Origin of the sequence: Mesorhizobium sp. LCM 4577 (genome assembly GCF_001854795.2) — a bacterium.
GTDB lineage: Bacteria > Pseudomonadota > Alphaproteobacteria > Rhizobiales > Rhizobiaceae > Mesorhizobium > Mesorhizobium plurifarium.
Genome location: NZ_MDDU01000035.1, coordinates 165,461 through 188,985, shown reverse-complemented (window position 1 = coordinate 188,985; position 23,525 = coordinate 165,461). Strand labels below are relative to the sequence as shown.

The following is a 23,525-nucleotide window of genomic DNA, read 5'->3' as shown; positions in this document are numbered from 1 at the left end:
TCACATCTTGATGAGGCCCATGTTCCCGTGCGCAATTGCCGCCAAAATGCCAAGACGCCTTGACCCGCCGCCCGCGGACCAATAGCGGGTTCGGGGAGACGATCAGCAAGAGGTGGCCATGAACGTTCTTCTTCTCGGCTCGGGTGGCCGCGAACATGCGCTCGCCTGGAAGATGTCCGCTTCGCCGCTGCTGACGAAGCTCTACGCCTCGCCCGGCAATCCGGGCATCGGCCGTGTCGCCGAACTGGTCAAGCTCGACGTCGCCGACCATTCCGCCGTCGCGTCCTTCTGCCAGGAAAAGAAGATCGACCTGGTCGTGGTCGGCCCGGAAGGCCCGCTGGTCGCCGGCATCGCCGATGATCTGCGCGCCTGGGGCATCCGTGTCTTCGGCCCGTCCAAGGCGGCGGCCAGGCTCGAGGGGTCGAAGGGCTTCACCAAGGATCTTTGCGCCAAATTCAACATCCCGACCGCCGCCTATGGCCGTTTCGGCGACCTTGCCTCGGCGAAAGCCTATGTCGAAAAGACCGGCGCGCCGATCGTCATCAAGGCCGACGGGCTCGCGGCCGGCAAGGGCGTCACCATCGCGATGACGCTCGATGAGGCGAACGCCGCGCTGGAAGCCTGTTTCGACGGTGCCTTCGGCGCCGCCGGCGCCGAGGTCGTCGTCGAGGAGTATCTGACCGGCGAGGAGGCGAGCTTCTTTTGCCTGTGCGACGGCGCCACCGCGCTGCCCTTCGGCACCGCGCAGGACCATAAGCGCGTCGGCGACGGCGATACCGGGCCGAACACAGGCGGCATGGGCGCCTATTCGCCGGCGCCGGTGATGACGCCGGAGATGACCGAGCGCACCATGCGCGAGATCATCGAGCCGACCATGCGCGGCATGGCCAAACTCGGCGCGCCCTTCGCCGGTATCCTCTTCGCCGGTCTGATGATCACCGACCAAGGGCCGAAGCTCATCGAATACAACACCCGCTTCGGCGATCCCGAGTGCCAGGTGCTGATGATGCGGCTGAAGGACGACCTGCTCGTTCTGCTTAACGCCGCCGTCGATGGCCAGCTCGCGCATATGTCCATCCGCTGGAGCGACGAGACGGCGTTGACCGTGGTGATGGCGGCGCGGGGCTATCCGGGCACGCCGGAAAAGGGCTCGGTCATCCGCGGTCTCGACGAGGCGGAAGGCGAGGGCGCCCAGGTCTTCCATGCCGGCACCGCCATCAATGGCGGTGCGCTGGTCGCCAATGGCGGCCGCGTCGTCAACGTCACCGCGCTCGGCAAGACCGTCGGCGAGACGCAGCAAAAAGCATACGCGGCGATCGATCATATCGATTGGCCGCAGGGCTTTTACCGCCACGACATCGGCTGGCGCGCCGTCGAGCGCGAGAAAGCTGGAAACTGATCAGGCGGCCTTGCTCCTGCCGCCCTTGCGCGCCCAGGCCGGCAGCCAATCGCCATGCGCTGCAAGCAGGTCGTCGACCAGCGACCAGATCTGGTCGAGGTCGAGCTCGGCCGCGGTGTGCGGATCCATCATCGCGGCGTGGTAGATGTGCTCGCGATTCTCGGTCGTGAGCGCCCGGACCGTCAGTTCCTGCACATTGATGTTGGTGCGGATCAGCGCCGTCAGCTGTGGCGGCAGGTCGCCTATATAGGTCGGCTGGATGCCGGAGGCATCGACAAGGCACGGCACTTCCGCCGCGCAATCGGCAGGCAGCGAGGTGATGCAGCCATTGTTGCGGACATTGCCGTAGATCACCGACGGCTCGCCGGTCCACACCGAATTCATGATCGAGGAGGCATATTCCTTCGAGTGCTCGACCTCGATCCTGTCGGCCGAGCGATAGGCTTCCGCCTGGCCCTTCCAGCGCTCGATCTGCTCGATGCAGCGTTTCGGATATTCGTCGAGCGGAATGCCGTATTTCTCGATCAGGTCGCCGCGTCCGTCCTTGATGAAATAGGGCGTGTATTCGGCGAAATGCTCCGAGCTTTCGGTGACGAAATAGCCGAGCCGCGTCAGCATCTCATAGCGCACCTTGTTCGGGCAGCGCGGATTCCAGCCGGGTTTCGGCGCGCGGCCCTCGCGATAGGCGCGCACGAGATCGGGATAGAGGTCGCGATAGGAGCCGTCCGCCTGGCGATGCTCGAACTTCAGGTAAAAGGCCATATGGTTGATGCCGGCCGAGCGGTAGCGGATTTCTTCGTAGGGAAGGTCGAGGTCGTGCGCCAGTTCCATCGCCGTGCCCTGCACCGAGTGGCAGAGCCCAACCTGCTTGATCGTGGGGTATTTCTCGGCGATCGCCCAGGTGTTGATCGCCATCGGGTTGACATATTGCAGCATGATCGCCTCCGGGCAGACGGCGAGCATGTCCTCGCAGATCTTCCACAGATGCGGCACGGTCCTCAGGCCCCGCATGATGCCGCCGACACCGAGCGTGTCGGCGATGGTCTGGCGCAGGCCGTATTTCTTCGGCACCTCGAAGTCGGTGACGGTGCATGGCTCGTAGCCGCCGATCTGGAAGGCGACGACGACGAAGTCCGCGCCTTTCAGCGCCTTGCGCTGATCCGAATAGGTCTCGGCTTTCGCCTTGACGCCCAGCGTCGCGATCAGCTTGTTGACGACGATGGCGCTCTCTTCCAGCCGCTGCGGGTTGATGTCCATCAGCGCGATGGTCGCGCCCGACAACGCCGGCCGCTRCAGCACGTCGCCGACGATGTTCTTCATGAACACCGTCGAACCGGCGCCGATGAACGCGATCCTGGGATTTCTTGCCACTGTAAAACCTCCGGCACTTCTAGGCCACGTCGAAAGCGGCCCTGACGAGCCGTTCGGTGTAGGCGGTCTTGGGATTGGAAAGGACCTCGTCGACGGGTCCCTGCTCGACGATCTTGCCGTGCTGCATGACGATGACGCGGTGGCACAGCGCCCGCACCACCTTGAGGTCGTGCGAGATGAAGAGATAGCTGAGGCCCCGCTCGTCCTGCAGCTTGCGCAGCAGGTCGATGATCTGCGCCTGGACGGAAAGGTCGAGCGCCGATGTCGGCTCGTCGAGCAGGATGAATTCCGGCTCCAGCGCAATCGCCCGCGCGATCGCGATGCGCTGCCGCTGGCCGCCCGAGAATTCATGCGGGAAGCGCGACAGGATGTTGCCGGGCATGCCGGCGCTGACCAGCGCTTCGCGTACCCGCTCGACCCGTTCGCGCCGGTTCGCGCCCAGCCTGTTGACGACCAGCCCTTCCTCGATGATCTGGCCGATCGTCATGCGCGGGTTGAGCGAGGAGAACGGGTCCTGGAAGACGATCTGCATGCGTGAGCGCAGCGGCCGCATCTCGGCGCGCGTGAGCTTGTCGATCGGCTGGCCGTCGAAGCTTATTTCGCCGCGCTTGGCGTCCTGCAGCCTGAGCAGCGCCTGGCCGAACGTGGTCTTGCCGGAGCCGGATTCGCCGACCAGCCCCAGCGTCTCGTGGCGGCAAAGCTTCAGGTCGAGGTCATCGACCGCGACCAGCTCGCGCCAGTCCGGCTTCAGGAACGTGCCATGGCGCAGCATGAAGCAGACGCGCACGCCGTTCGCCTCGAGGATCGTGCCGCTGCCCTCCGGCAGCGGCTGCGGCCGCCCGTGCGGTTCGGAAGCGAGCAGCCGCTGCGTGTAGGGATGTTGCGGATTGGCGAACAGTTGCTCGGTAACGTTGTGCTCGCGCATCTCGCCATGCTGCATGACATAGACATAGTCGGAGAATTTGCGCACCACGGTGAGGTCGTGGGTGATCAGGATCACCGCCATCTTCAGCTCTTTCTGAAGATTGCGGATCAGGTTCAGGATCTGCGCCTGCACCGTGACGTCGAGCGCCGTGGTCGGCTCGTCGGCGATCAGCACGTCGGGGTCGTTGGCCAAGGCCATGGCGATCATCACGCGCTGCCGCTGGCCGCCCGAGAGCTGGTGTGGATATTGCTTGAGCCGCGCTTCCGGCTCGGGGATCTGGACATGCTTGAGGAGCTCGAGCGCCCGCGCCCAGGCCTCCTTGCGGCTCACTTTCCGGTGCACACGGATCGCTTCGACGATCTGGCCGCCGACCGTGTAGATCGGGTTGAGCGAGCTCATCGGCTCCTGGAAGATCATCGAGATGCGGTTGCCGCGCAGCTTGCGCCGGGCGGCCTCGGGGAATTTCAGGATGTTCTGCCCGAGATAGTCGACGCTCGACCGCGGCGACACGGTCGCGCGCCGCGTCAACAGCCCCATGACAGTGCGCGCCGTCACCGACTTGCCGGAGCCGGATTCGCCGACGATCGCGATCGTCTCGCCGCGATAGAGCTGGAACGAGACGTCCTTGACCGCTTCGACGGTGCCATGCTCGACCTTGAAGGCGACCTCGATGTTGCGGGCGTCGATGATAGGCTGTTCATGGCGCGCGGCGTGGTCGAGCCGGACGGCCGGTGCGAAATTGTCTGCAAGCGCGATCGTCGTCATCCCGGCCACCTCAATAAGGATCGACGGCATCGCGCAGGCCGTCGCCCAGCGCGTTGAAGGCAAACACGGTGATCAGCACGAAGCCGACCGGCGACAGGATCCAGGGATAGGTGCCGATGACCGAATAGGTCGCGGTGTCCTGCAGCATCAGACCCCACGAGATCAGCGGCGGCTTCACCGCGAAGCCGAGGAAGCCGAGGAAGGATTCCAGAAGCACCACGGTCGGGATCGCCAACGTCACGGCGACGATCACGTGGCTCATCACATTGGGGAAGATGTGCTGCATGATGATGCGCCGGTCGGTGGCGCCGACCGCCATGGCGGCGCGCACATAGTCGATCCGCGCCAGCGCCAGCGTCTTGCCTCGTACCTCGCGCGACATCTGCGCCCAGCCCAGCGCCGACATGACGATGATGACGAAGGCGAGGAAGACGTTGGTCGGCGCGGTGACCGGGATCAGCGTCGTCAGCGCCAGATAGAGCGGCAGCTGTGGGAAGGCGAGCACAAGCTCGACGAAGCGCTGCACCCAGACATCGAACCTGCCGCCGAAATAACCGGAGACCATGCCGACGCTGGTGCCGATCACGGTGATGATGAAGACCACCGTCAGCGCGATCATCAGCGACACGCGCGAGCCGTGGATGGCGCGCGACAGCACGTCGCGGCCGAACTTGTCGGTGCCGAGGAAATGCACCGGCTGGCCGTCCATCGAGGCAAAGAAATGCCGGTCCGCCGGGATCAGCCCGAACAGCCTGTAAGGCGCGCCCTCCACGAAGAAGCCGAGCAGCCGCGGATGGTCGTAGTCGGGGCCGACGATCGGCTGAAAGGTGACCGGATCGAGATCGGCCGAGTCGGCCAGCGCATAGACCCTGGGCCGCGCGACGAAATTGCCGTCCTTGTCGTGGAAAACGGGCACTTGCGGCGGCGCGAAGGCGACGTCGGTCGCCTTCGGGTCCATCGGCGCCAGGAATTCGGCAAACACCGCCATGACAAGCAGGAGCACGACCAGGAAGAGCCCGGCCATGCCGGTCCAGGAGCGTCTCAGCCGGCGCCAGACAAGCGCGATATAGCTCTCATTGCCGTGCGCGGCTTCGGCTACGGTCACGCCTTCGGCCGGCAAGGGCGTAAGGGGCGTCGGGAAGGGGTCGCGCGCCAGCATCTAGCGCTCCCCGAATTGGCGGATGCGGGGATCGAGCAGGACAAGCAGCATGTCGGCGATGATGTTGCCGACGATCAGCGTCGCCGACAGCACCATCATGAAGGTGGCGGTCACGTAGACGTCGCCCACCGCCATGGAGCCGACGATCGCCGGACCGACGGTGGGCAGCGCGAAGATGATCGCCGTCTCGATCTCGCCGGTCAGCATATAGGGCAGCACCACGCCCTGATACATCACCAGCGGGTGCAGCGCGTTGGGCACGGCGTGGCGCACGACGACGGCGCCGCCGGTCAATCCCTTGGCCTTGGCCGTCTCGACATATTGGGCGTTGAGCGTGTCGAGCAGATTGCCGCGCATGACGCGCATGTTGTAGGCGAGCCCGCCGAAGGTCGCGATCGCCACAACCGGCCAGACGTGCTTGACCAGGTCGACGAACTTCGCCCACGACCATGGCGCGCCACCATATTGCGGCGAGAAGAACGAGCCGATCTCCGACACGTTGAACTGGAAGACCAGGAGATAGACGATGATCAGCGCCATCAGGAAGCGCGGCACCGTCATGCCGAGGAACGAGATCGCTGAAAGTGTCGAGTCGATCCAGGAATATTGCCTTGTCGCCGCCCATATGCCGAAGCTGATGCCGAGCACCGAGGCGAGCAGGTGGCAGACCAGAGCAAGCAACAGAGTGCGGGGCAGGCGTTCGCCCACCACATCGGCCACCGGCTTGTTGTAATAGAGGCTGTAGCCGAAATCGCCGCGCGTGACGATGCCGCCGATCCAGTTGAGATACTGGACGGCCAGCGGCTTATCGAGGCCATGCTCGACGCGATAGGCCTGTGCCTGCGCCTCCGCCTGCGCATAGGAGGCCCCGCCCTGGTTGATGAGCTGCGATTTGATGTAGTCGGCATAGTCGCCGGGCGGAGCCTGGATGATGGCGAAGGTGACGAGGCTTAAGATTGCGAAAACCGGAATCGCCGAGGCGATGCGCATGAGCAGGAATCGCAGCATCGGATCGTCCGCCTTCTTGTCTGCCCGCCGCTCCCCTCGGGGGCGTTCGGAGATTTCGCTTCGTCCGGCCACGCCGCGGCGCGGCCGGACGTCTCTCGGTCAGGGGAGGTAAGACTTAATCCATCGGCCCCTTGCTTCCCGGTTTGCCGGGAAGCTCCTCGGGGAACAACTCATATTTTGCCTGCTTGTCCGCCTTGACGAACACGCGCTCGCGGATGATCGAATCCTCGGCCCAGTTGAACATGTAGATCGGCGTGCCCTGCGGGATGTTGGAGAAGCGCTTGTTGATGATCAGCGCGCCCGGATATTCCGTCAGGCCGACATTGTAGACGTGCTCGGTCGAGATCTTCTGGAAGTTCCGCATCAGCTCGGCGCGCTGGTCGTTGTCCTGCGTGGACGCGAACTTGTTGACGATGTCGACGAGGTCCTTCTCGAAGGGCATCAGGTCGACCTGGCCGCTTTCCGGCGCGCGGTGGTTCCAACTGGTCTTCGGCCCGACCGGCGCCAACTGCTCGGTGTTTTGAACGACGGATGTGAGCTCGGTTTCGTTTCGCCGGATCAGCCAGTCGAAGCGGCCGGAATATTGCGTGGCATCGCGCTGCGTGCCGTTGAGCCCGTTGAGCACGACCCTGAGGCCGAGCTTCTCCATCTGCGCGACCACGCCTTCGGCGAGGCTCTTGTCGGTCGTGTAGTCGTTGTTGACCAGCATCACGATCTCGACATCCTTGCCGCCGGCCGTGCCGGCCGGGAAGTTCACGATGCCGTCGCCGTCCGTATCCTTGAGGCCGGCCTTGGCGAGCAGGGCCTTGGCGCCTTCGAGGTCGAACGGGTAATAGACGGTCGACTTGCGGTCATAGAAGCTCGTGCCTGACGAGAAGCCGCCCGGATAGATCGCGGTGAACGGGCCCTTGACCAGCGAGTCGCCCAACGCCTTGCGGTCGAGCGCCATGGTGACGGCCTTGCGGAAGTCCTCGTTGCGGTTCAGTTCGCGGATAGCCTGGCCGCGCTCGTCCGGGTTGCCCCAGCCATTGGCGGAAAAATTCATGCGCAGATTGTAGCCGATCAGGCGTGGGCCGAAGGCAAGGCGTGCAGGCGCGTTCTTATCGGCCGCGCGCTTCAGCGAGGCGACGAAGTTTTCCGGCTGCTCGAGGTTGGAGAAGTCGCCCGAGCCCGCCACCGCCTGGACGTCGCGGTCGGCCCAGGTCGAGAGCTTGTATTGCAGCTCATTGAGGTAGGGCAGCTGGTTGCCCTTCTCGTCGACCTTCCAATAATAGGGGTTGCGGCGCATGACGATGATGTCGTCCGGCCGGTACTCCACCGGCACCCAGGCGCCCATCACCGGCATGTTCATATATTCGGGCGGGAAGGCGTTCTTGAACTGGTCGTAGGTGTTCTTCGAATATTTCGGATGCTGCGGCTTCAGGATGTGCGACGGACCGGGACAGAAGGTGCCGTAGGCCATCGCGTAGAGGTACTGCCGCGGGAAGGCGTCCTTGAACGTCCACTCGACGGTGTAGTCGTCGATCTTCTTCAGCGTCGTGCCGACGCCGAAGGTTTCCGGCGTGGCTCCGTTGAGCGGCGAGACGTTCGGATCGACGACCTCGTCGTCCCAGTAGAACATCACGTCGTCGGCGTTGAAGGGCGCGCCGTCCGACCATTTGGCGCCTTCGATCAGATGCATGGTCAGCTTGTGGCCGTCGCTCGACCAGTCCCAGCTCTTGGCGAGGTTGGGCAGCGGCTCGGTGTCCTTGGCCTCGACCTGGAACAGCGGCGCGGTGCGCGTCAGGCATTCGGAGAGGCCGATATCGATGCCGCCCCAGCCTTGCGTCTGGCCGGCGCCGTAGTTCCAGCCTTCCGGCCTGCCGCCGATGACATGGCGCATCGTGTCGCCATAGACGCCGATGCCGTCCGGCATGTTGCCGGTCTTGAAGACCAGCGGTTCCTTCGGCAGCCTGTCCTTGACCGGCGGCAGCTTGCCGGTCTTGACGTATTTCTCCGTCACCCAGTCCGGCTCGTGATATTCGGGCAGCGCCTTGAATTCCAGGATGGAGTCGCGCGGCACATAGTGGATCTTGCCTTCGGCCGGAAACGTCGCCGGCTCGGGCGGGATCGTCGGCTCGGATGCGAAGACGTGTGCCGGAACGGCAACGCTCATCGCCAGTCCGGCGGTAAAGCCAATTCTGCGTAAAATCCTCATCGTCTCCTCCCAGTTGTTTTGGACGCCTGCTGCTGCCCGCCTCTTGTTTCTGGACGGCTGATCCGGCGGGCGCGCCTGCTGCGCGTCCGCCTGCTTGCCGGCGCTTTCAGCCGGCCTGTTTCAGCGCCGCCTTTTCGGCGCGCAATTCCTCGATCGAGCGCACGTTGCGCCGCGCCGCGCCCGCCCATTCGCGGGTCTTGACCTTGGATTTCGAAAGCCGCTCCTTTGCCGCCGGTACGGCGTGCGCATATTGCGGCAGCCATGCGGCTTCAGCGACCACCATCTCGTCCACCATCTGCCAGACCTCCTCCGGCGTCGACACGGCGCCGACGAGCGGGTCGTGCAGCACGGCGAGCTTCAAGAGATCGATGTCGCCGGCGATCGCCGCATGCACCGACATGCGCTGCACGTTGATCGAGGCCATGCAGGTTGCGGCGCAGGCTTCGGGCAGCGTGATGCCGGCGGCCATGTTGATGCCGAAACGGTCGACGAAGCCGGGCGATTCGATGATCGCGTCCTGCGGCAGGTTGGTGATCACGCCGTTATTCTTGACGTTGAAATGGCCGCGATAGACGCGGTTGGTCTCCAGCGCCTCGAGGATGTGGYTGGCATGCTCGTTGGAGCGTCTTGCCAGGTCGATCGGCTTCGACGCCGCTTCGAGGAATTGCGGATATTCGGTCTCGAACCAGTTGCGGGTCTCGGTCGAGTAGCGCAGATAGCCGCCGGTCTCGCCATGGATCCAGTCGGACATGTCGATCCAGCGCGTGATCTCGTCGGGGCGCTTGCGGTACCAGGGCAGGTACTCGGAAAGATGCCCGTTGCTTTCGGTCGAGTAGACCCCAAAACGCTTCAGCACGTCGATCCTGAGCTTTTCCTGCTTCGAATAGACGGGATGCGCCTCGAAGGCGGCGACGAGCTCGTCCTTGCCGATCGGCCGCCCGTTCAGCCTGAGCTCGATGAACCAGGTCTGGTGGTTGATGCCGGAACAGACATAGTCGAGTTCCTTGGGCGATTTCGCGCCGAGCACCTCGGCAATCTGCTCGGCGCCATGCTGCACGCCATGGCAGAGCCCGACCGTGTCCACCTTGCCGTACTCGATCGCCGCCCATGTGTTCATCGCCATCGGGTTGGCATAGTTGAGGAACTTGGCGTTGGTGTCGGCGACCTCGCGGATATCCCGGCAGAAGTCGAGGATCACCGGGATGTTGCGCTGGCCGTAGAGGATGCCGCCGGCGCAGATCGTGTCGCCGACGCACTGGTCGATGCCATATTTCAGCGGAATGCGGATGTCGTCGGCATAGGCTTCGAGCCCGCCGACGCGCACGCAGCTGATGATGTAGCGCGCGCCCTCCAGCGCCTCGCGGCGGTTCGTGGTCGCCGTCACTCTGGTTGGCAATTTGTTGGCTTCGACGATCCGGTCGAGGATCGCCTTGATCATCGAAAGATTGTGCTCGCTGACATCGGTCAGCGCGAATTCGATGTCCTTGAATTCCGGCACGCACAGGATGTCGGTGAACAGCTTTTTGGTGAAGCCGACGCTGCCGGCGCCGATAATAGCGATTTTGAAGCTCATCACCTTCACCTCGATCCGTTCGAATGCTAGGCAAGGAGCAGCAAGGGAGGACAGGGCCGCGCGCCGTTGCGCACGCACCGCTCAAAGCCGGAAATCCGGCCTTTCTCCTCCCGCCCGCTCCTCGACCGCGGGTCTGTCGCGTTCTTGAGGGCCCGATTATGCGCTTATTCGCCGGCGCGGCCAGAGAAGGATTATGCTTTCGAGGGTAATTTTGTGCTGCGGGATCTGATCGCCAACGGAAAGCTGATGCGCACGATCTCGCTGCCGCGCGGCCGCCAGCGCCTGCATGCCATGCCGACCAGCACCGGCTACGAGCTGCGCGAGGACGAGACATATGACTGGGACGGGCGCAGGCGCGGCCAGACCCCGTTCACGGTGCTCCAGCATACGATCGGCGGTACCGGCCAGTTGCGCTACGAGAACCGCAACTATCGCCTGCAGGCGAACGACACGCTGCTGGTTCTGGTGCCGCACAATCATCGCTACTGGCTCGCCAAGGGCGACCGCTGGGAATATTTCTGGATCTCGATGAACGGCGAGGAGGCGCTGCGCATCCACAAGTCGATCCTCAGCGTCTCAGGCCCGGTGTTCAGGCTGCAGCCGGCGACCATCGACCATCTCGCCGATTGCAGCCTGCGGCTGATCAAGGGCGCGGCTTCGCCMGGCGCTGCCTCGGCCATCGCCTATGAGGCGGCCATGGCGCTTTATGACGATGTCTTCGGCTCGCACGCCTTCGCCGAGAAGCAGAGCGCCATGCAGCCGGTCATCGACCACATCAACGCCAATCTCGACAAGCCGCTGCCGGTGGCGGAGCTGGTCGAGATCAGCGGCCTCAGCCGTGCCCATTTCTCGCGCTGCTTCGCCGAGAGCGAGGGCCTGCCRCCGGCCGAATTCGTCCTGCAGCAGCGCCTGCAGCGCGCGGCGAAGCTGCTCACCAAGGCGGATTTCCTGCCGGTTAAGGAGGTGGCTGTACTCTGCGGCTTCGAGGATGCGAACTACTTCTCCAAGGTCTTTCGCCGCTGCTACGGCATCAACCCGACGCAGTTCCGCACCACCGGCATGTATGCCAGCCTCGGCAGCCATCGCTGACGGCTTCAAAGCTTTTGGAAGAAGTCAGCGCCTGGCGCTGTCGAGCGTCGTCGAGGCGGTGCTGACCGGATCGGCCGCCGCGGCGAAAGCCGCGTCGATCTGCTCGGGCGTGCGCTGTCCGGAGCGCTGCCAGGCGACATATTGCACGATGCCGAAGATGGCACGCCGCGGCACCGTCTTCACCACCGGCATGCGGAATCCGTCGCGGAACTTTTCCCAGCGCGCGCCGAGCACGGCGACCATTTCCTCCACGGTCGGCGGCGTCGCCACATCGGCATAGGTGATCGTGACCTTGCCGGCGAGGGCTTTTTCGCGCGAGAGCGGCACCGGGATCGAGGCAAGGTAGTCGGCCGGCACGTCGAGCAGGCCGCCGAAGGCCCATTGCCGGCGCAGCTCGTCGACGCTCATCGGCGCGACGCTGACGTCGATGTCGTTGGGCGTGCCGGGCACGCGGTAGGGGCAGGAGAAATGGCCGCAATTGGCCTGCGCCGAGAATTGCCACAGCGCGTAGCCCTGCCAGTTGCCCATCGGGAAATGCACGTCGATAGCGGGCTTGTAGCGCGCATACCAGAGCGGCAGCCGCGACAGGAGCCGATACTGGTAGCGGTTGTCGGCGATGTACTGGGCGGTCTTGCCGTTGACATAGAGCACCGGGAAGCGGCCGAGGCGGCGATGCACCTGGCGCACGAATTCCTCGGCGTCTTCCAGCGACATCCATTGCGTGGGGTCGATGCCTTCGATGTCGAGGGCCATCAGCTCATCCGGCGCCGGCTCGGCGAAGTCGATGAAATTGTTGGCCTGTTCGACCGGGTTGCCGGGGCGGGCAAGGTGATAGGCGCCCCATTTGAGGCCGAGAGCCTTTGCCACCACCTTGCGCGTCTGGAACAATTCGCGCGTCACCGCATAGCGCTTCCATTGCGCCTTGCAGAGTTTGACGTCGGCCTCGGCGCCGAAGCAGACATAGGGCGGCGGCAGGCCGTCGGACGCCTTGTTGATGAAGCCGGCGATGCGCTTGTCGGTGACGAGCTGCTGCCAGTCTATCGAGTTGTATTCGTAGGCGTCGATCACCAGCGGGCGGTCGGCATTCTTCCACGGCTCGGAGAAATCCGAGGCCTTTGCCGCCGTGCCCAGCGCAACCGCAGCTGCGAGAAGCGCCAGGCGGCGAAGAGGGCGCGCCGGCTTTTTCAATCAGGGTGTCCCCACTGACCAGGGGACGATCCTGAACCGCTATGGTTAAGGAAGTGCTTTCACAACAGCGGCTTGCTTCGCTTCGCTCCAAAACGTCAAAAAAGTATCGGTCGGGTGGACAAGCCGTGGTGGCAGGCGCTTCAATTGCCGCCTAAGCTTTCAATCACGGCGGCCAGTGGGGAGACACAGGCCCGCCTGACGAAGCGCAGCAACCGGTCACAAGGCCGGACCCGCGCGGGGAGGAAATGAAGATGAATCCGGACCTGGAAGTCGTCCAGATCAGACAGGGAGAGTCGTTCAAGGCCTGGGCCCACGGCTATCCTTTCCGCACTGTCCGCTGGCACTTCCATCCCGAATACGAGTTGCATCTGGTCGTCGCCACGACCGGCCGTTATTTCGTCGGCGACTTCATCGGCGAATTCGAGCCGGGCAATCTGGTGCTCACCGGGCCGAATCTGCCGCACAACTGGGTCAGCGACGTGCCGCCGGGCGAGACCGTGCCGCTGCGCGGCCGTGTCGTGCAGTTTTCCGAAGAATTCATCGCCAGCGCTTCCGCCGCGTTGCCCGAGCTTGCCGCCTGCGCCGGCATCCTCGAAACCAGCCGCCGCGGCGCGCTGTTCTCGACGGCGACGGCCGAGCTCGCGGCGCCCTTGCTGGCGGAGCTGGTGGAGGCGCAAGGGGTGCGCCGCCTGGCGCTGTTCATGGCCGTGCTCGATATCCTGAACCGCGCCAGCGATGTCCGCACGCTGGCCAGCGCCGGCTATCTGCCCGATCCCTCCGGCTTCATGTCGGCCGGCATCAACCAGGCGCTTGCCTACATCAATTGCCACCTGACCGAGCCCTTCAGCGAAGGCACGCTCGCCGAGATCGCCGGACGCAGCCCGAGCGCCTTCTCGCGCAGCTTCCGCCGCCACACCGGAATGGCGCTGGTGCAGTATGTCAACCGCCTGCGCATCAACCTCGCCTGCCAGCTCTTGATGAGCGAGGCGCAGATGTCGATCACTGAAATCTGCTACGCCGCCGGCTACAACAACATCTCGAATTTCAACCGCCAGTTCCTGGCGCAGAAAGGCATGTCGCCTTCGCGCTTCCGGGCCTTGCTGGCTGAGAACATCAACGCGGAGATTGCCGCCTAACAGGGAGGAAGCGGGAGGAGCCAAAGGCATTCCGGTCCGAAGACCTTTCGTCCGGAATTGCATCAAACAAAGAAACACTCAGGGAAGGAAAGACGCGGGGTGCAGGGCACCCTGTGCTGGGGTTCGTTTGCCCGAAATCCAGCACGTTCAGGAGGATGTCCGCGTGGTTCATCGGGATCGAGCGATCCCCGACTGCCGTCATACTCCTTTCAACAGTTCGACATGCAGTCAAGGCCTGGGGCGTTGTCCACCGCTCAGGTCCTGGTGAAACCATTTCTCGAAACGGAGACATTCGAATGACCAGACATGCTTGGAAATCGCCGTTTGCCTTGAAGTCGACGATCGCTGCCGTTTTCGCGGTCTCGCTGCTCGGCGGCACCGCGGCATTCGCCGACACGGTCACCGACGCCACGGTCGCCTTCCTGATGCCCGACCAGGCATCGACCCGCTACGAGCAGCACGATTATCCCGGCTTCGTCGCCGAGATGAAGAAGCTCTGCCCGGGCTGCAAGGTGATCTACCAGAACGCCGATGCCGACGCGGCGCGCCAGCAGCAGCAGTTCAATTCGGTGATCTCGCAAGGCGCCAAGGCGATCGTGCTCGATCCGGTCGATTCGACCGCCGCCGCCTCGCTGGTCAAGCTGGCGCAGAGCCAGGGCGTCAAGGTGATCGCCTATGACCGACCGATCCCGACGGCCCCCGCCGATTTCTACGTGTCCTTCAACAATGAAGGCATCGGCAAGGCCATCGCCGACTCGCTGGTCGAGCACCTCAAGGCGCTCAAGGTCGACCCGGCCGGCGGCGGCCTGCTGCAGATCAACGGCTCGCCGACTGATGCGGCCGCGGGCCTGATCAAAAAGGGCATCCACGAGGGCCTCGACAACAGCGGCTATCCGATCCTGGCCGAGTTCGACACGCCGGAATGGGCGCCGCCGAAGGCCCAGCAATGGGCGAGCGGCCAGATCACGCGCTTCGGCGCCAAGATCCTCGGCGTCGTCGCCGCCAATGACGGCACCGGCGGCGGCGCGATCGCGGCCTTCAAGGCGGCCGGCGTCGATCCGGTTCCGCCGGTGACCGGCAATGACGCGACGATCGCCGCTTTGCAGTTGATCATCGCCGGCGACCAGTACAACACCATCTCCAAGCCGAGCGAGATCGTCGCGGCCGCCGCGGCCAACGTCGCTGTCAAGCTGTTGTCGGGCGAGACGCCGAAGGCCGAGATGACGCTTTACGACACGCCCTCGCAGCTCTTCACCCCGGCGGTGGTGACGCAGGAGAACCTCAAGGCCGAGATCATCGACAAGAAGATCAACACGGCGGCCGAGCTCTGCGTCGACCGCTATGCCGAGGGCTGCAAGAAGCTCGGCATCACCAACTGATCAGTTGGCATCCGGCCGCCGACGGGCGGCCGGATGTCCAAGGAACGAAGTCAAGAAAGGCGGCGCATGAGCGAGAGTTTTGAAAGGTCGGCTTCCGTCGGCGAGCTGGTGCTCAGCCTGCGCGGCATATCGAAGAATTTCGGCGCCGTCTCGGCGCTGACCGATATCGACTTCGACGTCCATGCCGGCGAGGTCGTCGCACTTGTCGGCGACAACGGCGCCGGCAAGTCGACGCTGGTCAAGATCCTGGCCGGCGTGCACCAGCCGAGCTCGGGAACGATCAATTTTCGCGGCCAGCCGGTCACGCTGCCCGACCCGCGCGCGGCGCTGACGCTCGGCATCGCCACGGTGTTCCAGGATCTCGCGCTCTGCGAGAACCTCGATGTGGTCGCCAACATTTTCCTCGGCAACGAGCTCAGCCCGCTGCGGCTGGACGAGGTGGCGATGGAGATGCGCGCCTGGACGCTGCTCAACGAATTGTCGGCGCGCATCCCGAGCGTGCGCGAGGCGGTCGCCTCGCTGTCCGGCGGCCAGCGCCAGACGGTCGCCATCGCGCGCTCGCTGCTGCTCGAGCCGAAGCTCATCCTGCTCGATGAGCCGACCGCCGCGCTCGGCGTCGCCCAGACGGCGGAGGTGCTCAACCTGATCGACCGCGTCCGCGCGCGCGGCCTCGGCGTCGTGATGATCAGCCACAACATGGAGGATGTCCGCGCCGTCGCCGACCGCATCGTGGTGCTGAGGCTCGGGCGCAACAACGGCGTCTTCGAGCCGGACGCCTCGAACCAGGACCTGGTGAGCGCCATCACCGGCGCGTCTAACAACGCGGTGTCGCGTCGCGCCGAGCGCCTGCGCATGGAGCGCGATCACAGCGGCAGCGCACAGGCGAGGGAGCAGCGCCCATGACGGAGCAAGGCAATTCGGCTCCGCTGGCGCTCGACCGCGCCGATGCGCGGGTGAAGCATGAAGCCGGCGTCGGCGGCGCGGTCCGCGCCTTCCTCGACCGCGTGCGTAGCGGCGATCTCGGCTCGCTGCCGGTCATCGTCGGCCTCGTCGTTATCTGGACCGTCTTCACCAGCCTCAACCCGGTCTTCGTTTCCAGCAGCAATCTGGTCAATCTCCTGTTCGACTGCTCGACGGTCGGCGTCATCGCGCTCGGCATCGTCTGCGTGCTCATGGTCGGCGAGATCGACCTCTCGGTTGGCTCGATCAGTGGCTTCGCCTCGGCGCTGGTCGGCACGCTCTGGGTCAACCAGGGCTGGCCGGTTGCGCTCGCCATCATCGCGGCGCTCGTCTTCGGCGCCCTGATTGGCTCGCTCTACGCGCTGCTTTTCAACCGGCTCGGCATGCCGAGCTTCGTTTCGACGCTGGYCGGCCTGCTCGCGGTGCTGGGCATGCAGCTCTACATCCTCGGCTCCACCGGCTCGATCAACCTGCCATACGGCTCGGCATTGGTGGATTTCGGCCAGCTGATGGTGATGCCGAAATGGGTCTCGCACACGCTGGCCGCGATCCCGGGCCTGGCGATGCTGGTAAGCGGGCTGCGCACCTTCGCGCGCCGCCGCGCGGCCAATCTCTCGACGCCGTCCGTAGCCGGGCTCGTCCTGCGCGTCGCCACGATCACCATCGGCCTCGAGCTGATCGTGGCCTACCTCAATCAGTCGCGCGGCATCCCCTGGATGTTCGGCCTGTTCGTCGGCCTCGTCGTGGCCATGAACTATGCGCTGACCCGCACCAAATGGGGGCGTTCGATGACCGCCGTCGGCGGCAACCGCGAGGCGGCGCGGCGCGCCGGCATCAAGGTGCGCGCCATCTATCTCAGCGCCTTCGCGCTGTGCTCGCTCTTCGCCGCGCTCGGCGGCGTGCTCGCGGCGGCGCGGCTCGCTTCCGCCAGCCAGCAGGCCGGCACCGGCGACGTCAATTTGAACGCCATCGCGGCCGCGGTCATCGGCGGCACCAGCCTGTTCGGCGGCCGCGGCAGCGCCTATTCCGCGCTGCTCGGCATCATCGTCATCCAGTCGATCGCCAGCGGGCTCACGCTGCTCGATCTGTCCTCGTCGCTTCGCTACATGATCACCGGTGCCGTTCTGGCCATCGCCGTGATCGTCGACTCCCTCGCGCGCCGCTCCCGTGCTTCGCACGGCCGCGCCTGAACAGTTCAAACGAGAAGGGTACACATGGCTCACAATCTTTCGGGAAAAGTCGCCGCGGTCACCGGCGCGGCATCGGGCATCGGCCTCGAATGCGCCAGGGCGATGCTTGCCGCCGGCGCCCGCGTCGTGCTGGTCGACCGCGCCGAGGACAGGCTGAAGGAGGTCGTCGCCGAGCTCGGCGCGGGCGCGATCCCGCTGGTGGTCGACCTCACCAGCCCCGCCAGCGTGGCGACCATGCTGCCCGGCATTCTCGACAAGACCGGCCAGCTCGACATCTTCCACGCCAATGCCGGCTCCTATGTCGGCGGCGAGATCCTCAACGGCGATCCCGACGCGTGGGACCGCATGCTGAACCTCAACATCAACGCGGTGTTCCGCTCGGTGCATGCGGTGCTGCCGCATATGGTCGAACGCAAGACAGGCGACATCATCGTCACCAGCTCGATTGCCGGGCTCGTCCCCGTCGTCTGGGAGCCGGTCTACACAGCCTCCAAGCACGCCATCCAGGCCTTCGTCCATACGCTGCGCCGGCAGGTCGCCAAGCACGGCCTGCGCGTCGGCGCCGTCGCGCCAGGGCCGGTGGTGACGGCGCTGATCAGCGACTGGCCGAAGCAGAAGCTCGAGGACGAGCTGGCGGCCGGCGGGTTGATGCAGCCCACCGAGGTCGCGGACGCCGTCCTGTTCATGCTGACACGGCCGAGGAACATCACCATTCGAGATCTGGTGATCCTGCCGCAGAGCAATGATTTGTAGGCAGTAGGAACTAGGCAGTAGGCAGTAGGGAATAGGGAAAGAGACTCTTGCGGCCGGCCGTTCAAGGCTGACCATCTCCTACTGCCTACTGCCTACTGCCTACTGCCTACTGCCTACTGCCTACTGCCTACTGCCTACTGCCTACTGCCTGCTCCCCTACCTTTTGAGGTCCCTATGCCCTTCCTACTTCCTCGGCATCGATGTCGGCACCGGCAGCGCGCGCGCCGGCCTCTTCGACGAGCGCGGCGATCTGCTTGCTTCCGCCAAGCGCGACATCGCACTCTTCGTCGAGCCCGGTGAGATTGCCGAGCAGTCGAGCCGCGACATCTGGCAGGCGGTCTGCGCCAGCGTGCGCGAAGCGGTCGCGAAGGCGGGCGTCGATCCCCGGGACATCGGCGGCATCGGCTTCGACGCGACCTGTTCGCTGGTGGTGGTTGGCGACGATGGCGAGCCATTGCCGGTCGGCCGCTCGGGAGACAGCGACAGGAACATCATCGTCTGGATGGACCATCGCGCCCTCGACCAGACCAGGCGCATCAATGCCCTTAAGCATCCCGTCCTCGACTATGTCGGCGGCGTCATTTCGCCGGAGATGGAGACGCCGAAGCTTTTGTGGCTGAAGGAGAACCTGCCCGAGACCTTCGCCGGGGCGAGGCATTTCTTCGACCTCGCCGACTATCTCACGTGGCGTGCCACGGGCAGCCTTGCCCGTTCGGTCTGCACGCTCGCCTGCAAATGGACCTATCTTGGCCATGAGCGGCGCTGGGACGACAGCTATTTTTATTCCATCGGGCTCGCCGAGCTTGCGGACGAAGGATTTGCCCGCATCGGCACCGAAGTGGTCGATCCAGGCACGGCGCTGGGCGCCGGCCTGACGGAAACGGCCGCGGCCGAACTGGGGCTGGTCGCGGGCACAGTCGTCGCCGCCGGGCTGATCGACGCCCATGCCGGCGGTGTCGGCACGGTAGGCGCTGCCGGCGACGCCGGCACCATTTCCTCGCGCATGGCTTATGTGCTCGGCACCTCGGCCTGCACCATGGCGAGCAGCCAAGATCCGGCCTTCGTGCCGGGCGTGTGGGGACCCTATTATTCCGCCATGGTGCCCGGGTTTTGGCTGAGCGAGGGTGGCCAGTCGGCGGCCGGCGCGGCCATCGATCTCCTGGTGCATTTTCACCCGGCCGCAGCCGAGGCTGCTGCGCGCGCCGCGGCCGAAGRCAAGTCGCTGGTCGATTGGCTGGCGGCGACCGCCATGGCGGCCTCAACCGACCTCTCGGCCGCCGCCACGCTCGCGGGAAGCATCCATGTCGTGCCCGAATTCCTCGGCAATCGTTCGCCGCTGGCCGATCCCGATGCTCGCGGCCTGATCGCCGGGCTTGGCACCGATCGTTCCGTCGAAAGTCTCGTCGGCCTTTACGTCGCCGGGCTTTGCGGCCTCGGCTATGGCGTGCGCCAGATCGTGGCGGCGATGGCGTCGTCCGGCCTTGCCGTCGACACCGTCGTCATCAGCGGCGGCGCCGGTCAGTCGCCGTTGGTGCGCCAACTCCTTGCCGATGCCGCCGGCCTGGCGGTCGCCGCCTCGCAATCGCCGGAGCCGGTGCTGTTGGGCGCCGCGATGCTCGGAGCGGTCGCGGCCGGACGTTACCCCGACCTTTCCAGCGCCATGCCTGCCATGTCCCGGCTTGGCGACGTTTTCACACCCGCGACGGGCGACATCCGCGCTTGGCACGACCGCCGTTACGAAGCCTTCCTGGCGTTGCAGGCGGTGGGCCGCAGCATACGCTGAGGGATCGATCAGCGCCTGAACAGCGACGGAACCTCGAACGGATCGGGCGCCGGCTCCTGCGGCAGCGTGCCATCGGCCCTGCGCTTCTTGTGGTGCGCAAGCGAGCATTGCGGCGAGCACAACAGGCCGCGATCTGTCCAGTAAGCGGGGCCTTCCTCGAGCATCCCGTGATAGTAGTTGAAATCCGGGGCCCGGTAGGGCAGCCCGCATTCGATGCAGCGATAGGCGTCGGGTCTGGCAAGCATGGGATGTCCGGTTTTGGTCTGCAATCGGCGGACCATACCAGCCGGATGCAATTCGTGGTGGAAATTTTGAGGTTGGGCCGCAGCCTTCACGGGTTCGTCATCCACGGGCGAAGCAAGGAGCGAAGCGACGCGGCGCAGACCCGAGGATCCATGCCGTTACCCACGAGCGTTGCAGCGGTTCAGAACGATCTCCGTTCTGCACCGCCTCTACCCTTCGCGCGAGGTCATGGCATGGATCCTCGGGTCTGCGCGACGCTTCGCGTCGCTCCGCCCGTGGATGACGAAGCTCGGGGCGCTTCGGCCAATCTCCGAGGTCGGCGATCTGCTTCGTTGGTGGAAAGCGTCTCCCGACCTTCGTGGTTAGCCGAAACGCTCGCGATTTCGTCATCCAAGGGCGGAGCAAGGAGCGAAGCGACGCAGCGCAGACCCGAGGATCCATTCCGTGACGTTGAGGCGTTGCGACGGTCCAGAATTCTGCTCCGCTGCGTTCTACGGTCAAGGTAACGGAATGGATCCTCGGGTCTCCGCGCCGCTTTGCGTCGCTCTGCCCGTGGATGACGAAGTTCAGATGCTTCGCCTAATCTCCGATGTCGGTGATCGGTTCGTTTGGGCTAGGCGCCTCTTAATCTATGCGATTGGCCGAAACGCTCGCGACGTCGCTATCCTCGGGCTTCGCGCTGCGCTCGCGCTCCGCCGTCGATGACGACCCCATGCAAAATCCGCGTGACAAAGTTTGACGTTTACGTAAAAAGAAGGCGCGAAATCGACGCATGGTTTCGCTTCGGCCATGCATTACGATCGGCCGGAACGGAAGGAGGAGCAGACATGTATCGCGCGCCGGTCGAGGACATCGCCTTCACGCTGAAGCAGGTGGCGGGGCTGAAGCCGGCGCTGGACGCCGGCATTTTCGGCGATCTCGGCGAGGACCTTGTCGACGCGATCCTGGCCGAAGCGGGACGTTTCGCCAGCGAGGACGTCGCTCCGCTCTACAAGATCGGCGACGAGCATGGCGCGGTGCTGAAGGATGCCGCCGTCACCACGCCGCCCGGCTGGAAGGATCTCTACCGGCGCTGGATCGAGGGCGGCTGGAATGCGCTGTCCGGTCCTGAGGAATTCGGCGGGCAAGGCCTGCCRACCATGCTCGGCGTTGCAGCGCTCGAAATGTGGAACTCCGCCGCCATGGCCTTCGGCATCGGCCCGACGCTGACCATGGGCGCGGTCGAGGCGCTCGACAAGCACGCCTCGGAGGAACTCAAGGCCAAATATCTCGCAAAGCTCGTCTCGGGCGAGTGGATGGGCACGATGAACCTGACCGAGCCGCAGGCAGGCTCGGACCTCGCGGCCTTGCGCAGCCGCGCCGAGCCGGTCGGCGACGGCACCTATCGCATCTTCGGCCAAAAGATCTTCATCACGTATGGYGAGCACGATTTCACCGACAACATCGTGCATCTGGTGCTGGCGCGCCTACCCGACGCGCCGGCCGGCACGCGCGGCATCTCGCTGTTTCTGGTGCCGAAGTTCTTCGTCAATGACGACGGCTCGCTCGGCGCCCGCAACGACGTCTTCTGTTCGGGTCTCGAGCACAAGCTCGGCATCCATGCCTCGCCGACCTGCACCATGATCTATGGCGACGGCTTCCGGGGCGCGACGCCCGGCGCGATCGGCTGGCTGATCGGCGAGCAGAACAAGGGGCTCGCCTGCATGTTCACGATGATGAACAATGCCCGCCTTGCCGTCGGCATGCAGGGCGTGGCCGTGGCCGAGACCGCCACCCAGAAGGCGGTCGCTTATGCCAATGAGCGCCGCCAGGGCAAGGCGTCCGACTATTCCGGCTCCGGCATGGCGCCGATCGTCCATCACCCGGACGTGCAGCGCAATCTCTTGACCATGAAGGCGCTGACCCAGATCGCGCGCTCGATCAGCTATTCCTGCGCGCATGCGATTGACCGCGCGCGCGTCGGCGAGGGCGAGGCAAGGGCGAAATGGCACGACCGTGCCAGCCTGCTGACGCCGCTCGCGAAAGCCTTCTCCACCGACGCCGGCGTCGAGGTCGCCTCGCTGGGCGTCCAGGTACATGGCGGCATGGGCTTCATCGAGGAGACGGGTGCCGCCGCGCTTTATCGCGATGCGCGCATCGCGCCGATCTATGAGGGCACCAACGGCATCCAGGCGATCGATCTGGTAGCGCGAAAACTGCCGCTCGGCGGCGGCGAGCATGTGCATGGCTACATCGGCGAATTGAAGGCCGTGGCCGACGCCGTGCGCACCTCCAACATCGATGGCTTCGGCCGCACCGCCGACAATCTCGACCGTGCGCTGGCCGATCTCGACGAGGCGACGCGCTTCCTGCAGAAGCTCACGGACGAGGGCAAGGCCGACGCCGCGATGGCCGGCGCCACGCCCTATCTGCGCCTCATCTCGCTTGCCGCCGGCGGCGCGTATCTGGCGCAGGGCGGGCTCGCCGACCGCGGCCGCATCCCGCTTTGCCGCTTCTTCGCCGAAAACCTGCTCGGCGAGACGCGCGCCTTGAAGGAGCGCGTCATCGACGGCGCCGAAAGCCTCGCCGCCGCCGGCAAGGCGCTGATTTCCGCTTAGGCATCCTGACGTTCAAAGGACCAATCGTGACAGACCATATCCTCGTCGAGCGCCAGGGCGCCGTGCAGATCATTCGGATGAACAGGCCGGACAAGAAGAACGCGCTGACCCGCGCCATGTATGCGAAAATGTCTGCGGCGCTCGCCGAAGGCGATGCCGACCCGGCGGTCCGCGTCCATGTCTTCCTCGGCGTTCCGGGCGCCTTCTCCGCCGGCAACGATCTCGCCGATTTCCTGGTCATCGCCACCGGCGGCGAGGGCGGCAACGAGGTCTGGGATTTCCTGATGGCGCTGGCCAGGTCGCAAAAGCCGATGGTGTCGGGCGTCGACGGCATTGCGGTGGGCATCGGCACCACGCTCAATCTGCATTGCGACCTCACCTTCGCCACGCCGCGCACGCTCTTCCGCACACCCTTCGTCGACCTCGGCCTTGTACCGGAGGCCGGCTCCAGCCTGATCGCGCCGCAACTCCTGGGACGGCAGGGCGCCTTCGCGCTGCTCGGCCTCGGCGAGGGCTTTTCGGCCGAGCGCGCCAAGGCCGCCGGCATGATCTACGACGTCGTCGCGGAAGACGCGTTGGAAAGCGCGGTGCTGGCCRCCGCCGACGGCATCGCCGCCAAGCCGCCGCAGGCGCTGAAGATCGCGCGCGACCTGATGCGCGAGCCGCGCGAAGCGCTCGTCGCCCGCATCAAGGTGGAAAGCGAGCATTTCCGCGAGCGGCTGACCTCCGAAGAGGCGCGCGCCGCGTTGACGGCTTTCATGACGCGCAAGAAGGCGAGCTGATTTCACGACACTGTCAGGTTGTGGCAGG

18 protein-coding genes are annotated in these 23,525 nt (G+C 65.1%); 10 read left to right on the top strand and 8 right to left on the bottom strand.

From position 1 onward, the window contains the following. Nucleotides 1–118: 118 nt before the first annotated feature. Nucleotides 119–1,399: a phosphoribosylamine--glycine ligase gene (gene purD / locus LCM4577_RS25765; protein ID WP_071074056.1), complete on the top strand. Its 1,281-nt coding sequence runs from the start codon at nucleotides 119–121 to the stop codon at nucleotides 1,397–1,399. On the opposite strand, the gene LCM4577_RS25760 is transcribed toward purD, so the two are convergent. The 6 genes from LCM4577_RS25760 to LCM4577_RS25735 all read right to left on the bottom strand — a co-directional run bounded on the left by LCM4577_RS25760 (nucleotide 1,400) and on the right by LCM4577_RS25735 (nucleotide 10,397). Then, nucleotides 1,400–2,770, bottom strand: coding sequence for an alpha-glucosidase/alpha-galactosidase (locus LCM4577_RS25760; RefSeq protein ID WP_071074055.1), 1,371 nt, complete (start codon nucleotides 2,768–2,770; stop codon nucleotides 1,400–1,402). Nucleotides 2,771–2,789: 19 nt separating this feature from the next. Then, nucleotides 2,790–4,460: an ABC transporter ATP-binding protein gene (locus LCM4577_RS25755; RefSeq protein WP_071074054.1), complete on the bottom strand. Its 1,671-nt coding sequence runs from the start codon at nucleotides 4,458–4,460 to the stop codon at nucleotides 2,790–2,792. 10 nt (nucleotides 4,461–4,470) lie between these two features. Next, on the bottom strand, nucleotides 4,471–5,619 hold the full coding sequence (locus LCM4577_RS25750; protein ID WP_071074053.1) for an ABC transporter permease: 1,149 nt from the start codon (nucleotides 5,617–5,619) through the stop codon (nucleotides 4,471–4,473). After that, nucleotides 5,620–6,627 (bottom strand): ABC transporter permease, encoded by a 1,008-nt coding sequence (locus LCM4577_RS25745; RefSeq protein WP_071035474.1) that lies wholly within the window; start codon nucleotides 6,625–6,627, stop codon nucleotides 5,620–5,622. Nucleotides 6,628–6,742: 115 nt separating this feature from the next. Beyond that, nucleotides 6,743–8,824, bottom strand: a complete 2,082-nt coding sequence (locus LCM4577_RS25740; protein WP_071074052.1) for an ABC transporter substrate-binding protein — start codon at nucleotides 8,822–8,824, stop codon at nucleotides 6,743–6,745. A gap of 106 nt (nucleotides 8,825–8,930) precedes the next feature. After that, entirely contained in the window at nucleotides 8,931–10,397 is a 1,467-nt protein-coding gene (locus LCM4577_RS25735) for an alpha-glucosidase/alpha-galactosidase (protein WP_071074051.1), read from the bottom strand. Between the two features lie 213 nt (nucleotides 10,398–10,610). On the opposite strand from LCM4577_RS25735, the gene LCM4577_RS25730 reads away from it, so the two are divergent. Continuing rightward, entirely contained in the window at nucleotides 10,611–11,486 is an 876-nt protein-coding gene (locus LCM4577_RS25730; protein ID WP_071074050.1) for an AraC family transcriptional regulator, read from the top strand. A gap of 24 nt (nucleotides 11,487–11,510) precedes the next feature. On the opposite strand, the gene LCM4577_RS25725 is transcribed toward LCM4577_RS25730, so the two are convergent. After that, a complete protein-coding gene (locus LCM4577_RS25725) occupies nucleotides 11,511–12,674 on the bottom strand; it encodes a glycoside hydrolase family 25 protein (protein ID WP_071074049.1) in 1,164 nt (387 codons plus the stop codon). A 251-nt stretch (nucleotides 12,675–12,925) separates the two neighbouring features. On the opposite strand from LCM4577_RS25725, the gene LCM4577_RS25720 reads away from it, so the two are divergent. From LCM4577_RS25720 to LCM4577_RS25695, 6 genes are all read left to right on the top strand, one after another. Then, a complete protein-coding gene (locus tag LCM4577_RS25720; protein WP_041005083.1) occupies nucleotides 12,926–13,810 on the top strand; it encodes an AraC family transcriptional regulator in 885 nt (294 codons plus the stop codon). Nucleotides 13,811–14,106: 296 nt separating this feature from the next. After that, nucleotides 14,107–15,189 carry a sugar ABC transporter substrate-binding protein gene (locus LCM4577_RS25715; protein WP_071074048.1) on the top strand — a complete coding sequence of 361 codons (1,083 nt, stop codon included), beginning with the start codon at nucleotides 14,107–14,109 and terminating at the stop codon, nucleotides 15,187–15,189. A gap of 66 nt (nucleotides 15,190–15,255) precedes the next feature. Beyond that, entirely contained in the window at nucleotides 15,256–16,092 is an 837-nt protein-coding gene (locus LCM4577_RS25710; protein WP_071035481.1) for an ATP-binding cassette domain-containing protein, read from the top strand. After that, nucleotides 16,089–17,339 (top strand): sugar ABC transporter permease, encoded by a 1,251-nt coding sequence (locus tag LCM4577_RS25705; RefSeq protein WP_071074047.1) that lies wholly within the window; start codon nucleotides 16,089–16,091, stop codon nucleotides 17,337–17,339. The genes LCM4577_RS25710 and LCM4577_RS25705 overlap by 4 nt, the downstream gene beginning before the upstream one ends. A 24-nt stretch (nucleotides 17,340–17,363) precedes the next feature. Beyond that, nucleotides 17,364–18,092 (top strand): SDR family oxidoreductase, encoded by a 729-nt coding sequence (locus tag LCM4577_RS25700; protein WP_071074046.1) that lies wholly within the window; start codon nucleotides 17,364–17,366, stop codon nucleotides 18,090–18,092. Between the two features lie 163 nt (nucleotides 18,093–18,255). Next, on the top strand, nucleotides 18,256–19,875 hold the full coding sequence (locus LCM4577_RS25695) for an FGGY-family carbohydrate kinase (protein ID WP_071074045.1): 1,620 nt from the start codon (nucleotides 18,256–18,258) through the stop codon (nucleotides 19,873–19,875). Nucleotides 19,876–19,883: 8 nt separating this feature from the next. On the opposite strand, the gene LCM4577_RS25690 is transcribed toward LCM4577_RS25695, so the two are convergent. Continuing rightward, a complete protein-coding gene (locus LCM4577_RS25690) occupies nucleotides 19,884–20,120 on the bottom strand; it encodes a hypothetical protein (RefSeq protein ID WP_071035887.1) in 237 nt (78 codons plus the stop codon). An 825-nt stretch (nucleotides 20,121–20,945) separates the two neighbouring features. On the opposite strand from LCM4577_RS25690, the gene LCM4577_RS25685 reads away from it, so the two are divergent. Both LCM4577_RS25685 and LCM4577_RS25680 read left to right on the top strand, forming a co-directional pair. Continuing rightward, the gene (locus LCM4577_RS25685; RefSeq protein WP_071074044.1) at nucleotides 20,946–22,715 is read left to right on the top strand and encodes an acyl-CoA dehydrogenase family protein; all 1,770 of its coding nucleotides are present in this window, start codon (nucleotides 20,946–20,948) and stop codon (nucleotides 22,713–22,715) included. Nucleotides 22,716–22,741: 26 nt separating this feature from the next. Continuing rightward, complete coding sequence (locus LCM4577_RS25680) at nucleotides 22,742–23,497, top strand: crotonase/enoyl-CoA hydratase family protein (protein WP_071074043.1); 756 nt, start codon at nucleotides 22,742–22,744, stop codon at nucleotides 23,495–23,497. The last annotated feature ends 28 nt before the right edge of the window (nucleotides 23,498–23,525 follow it).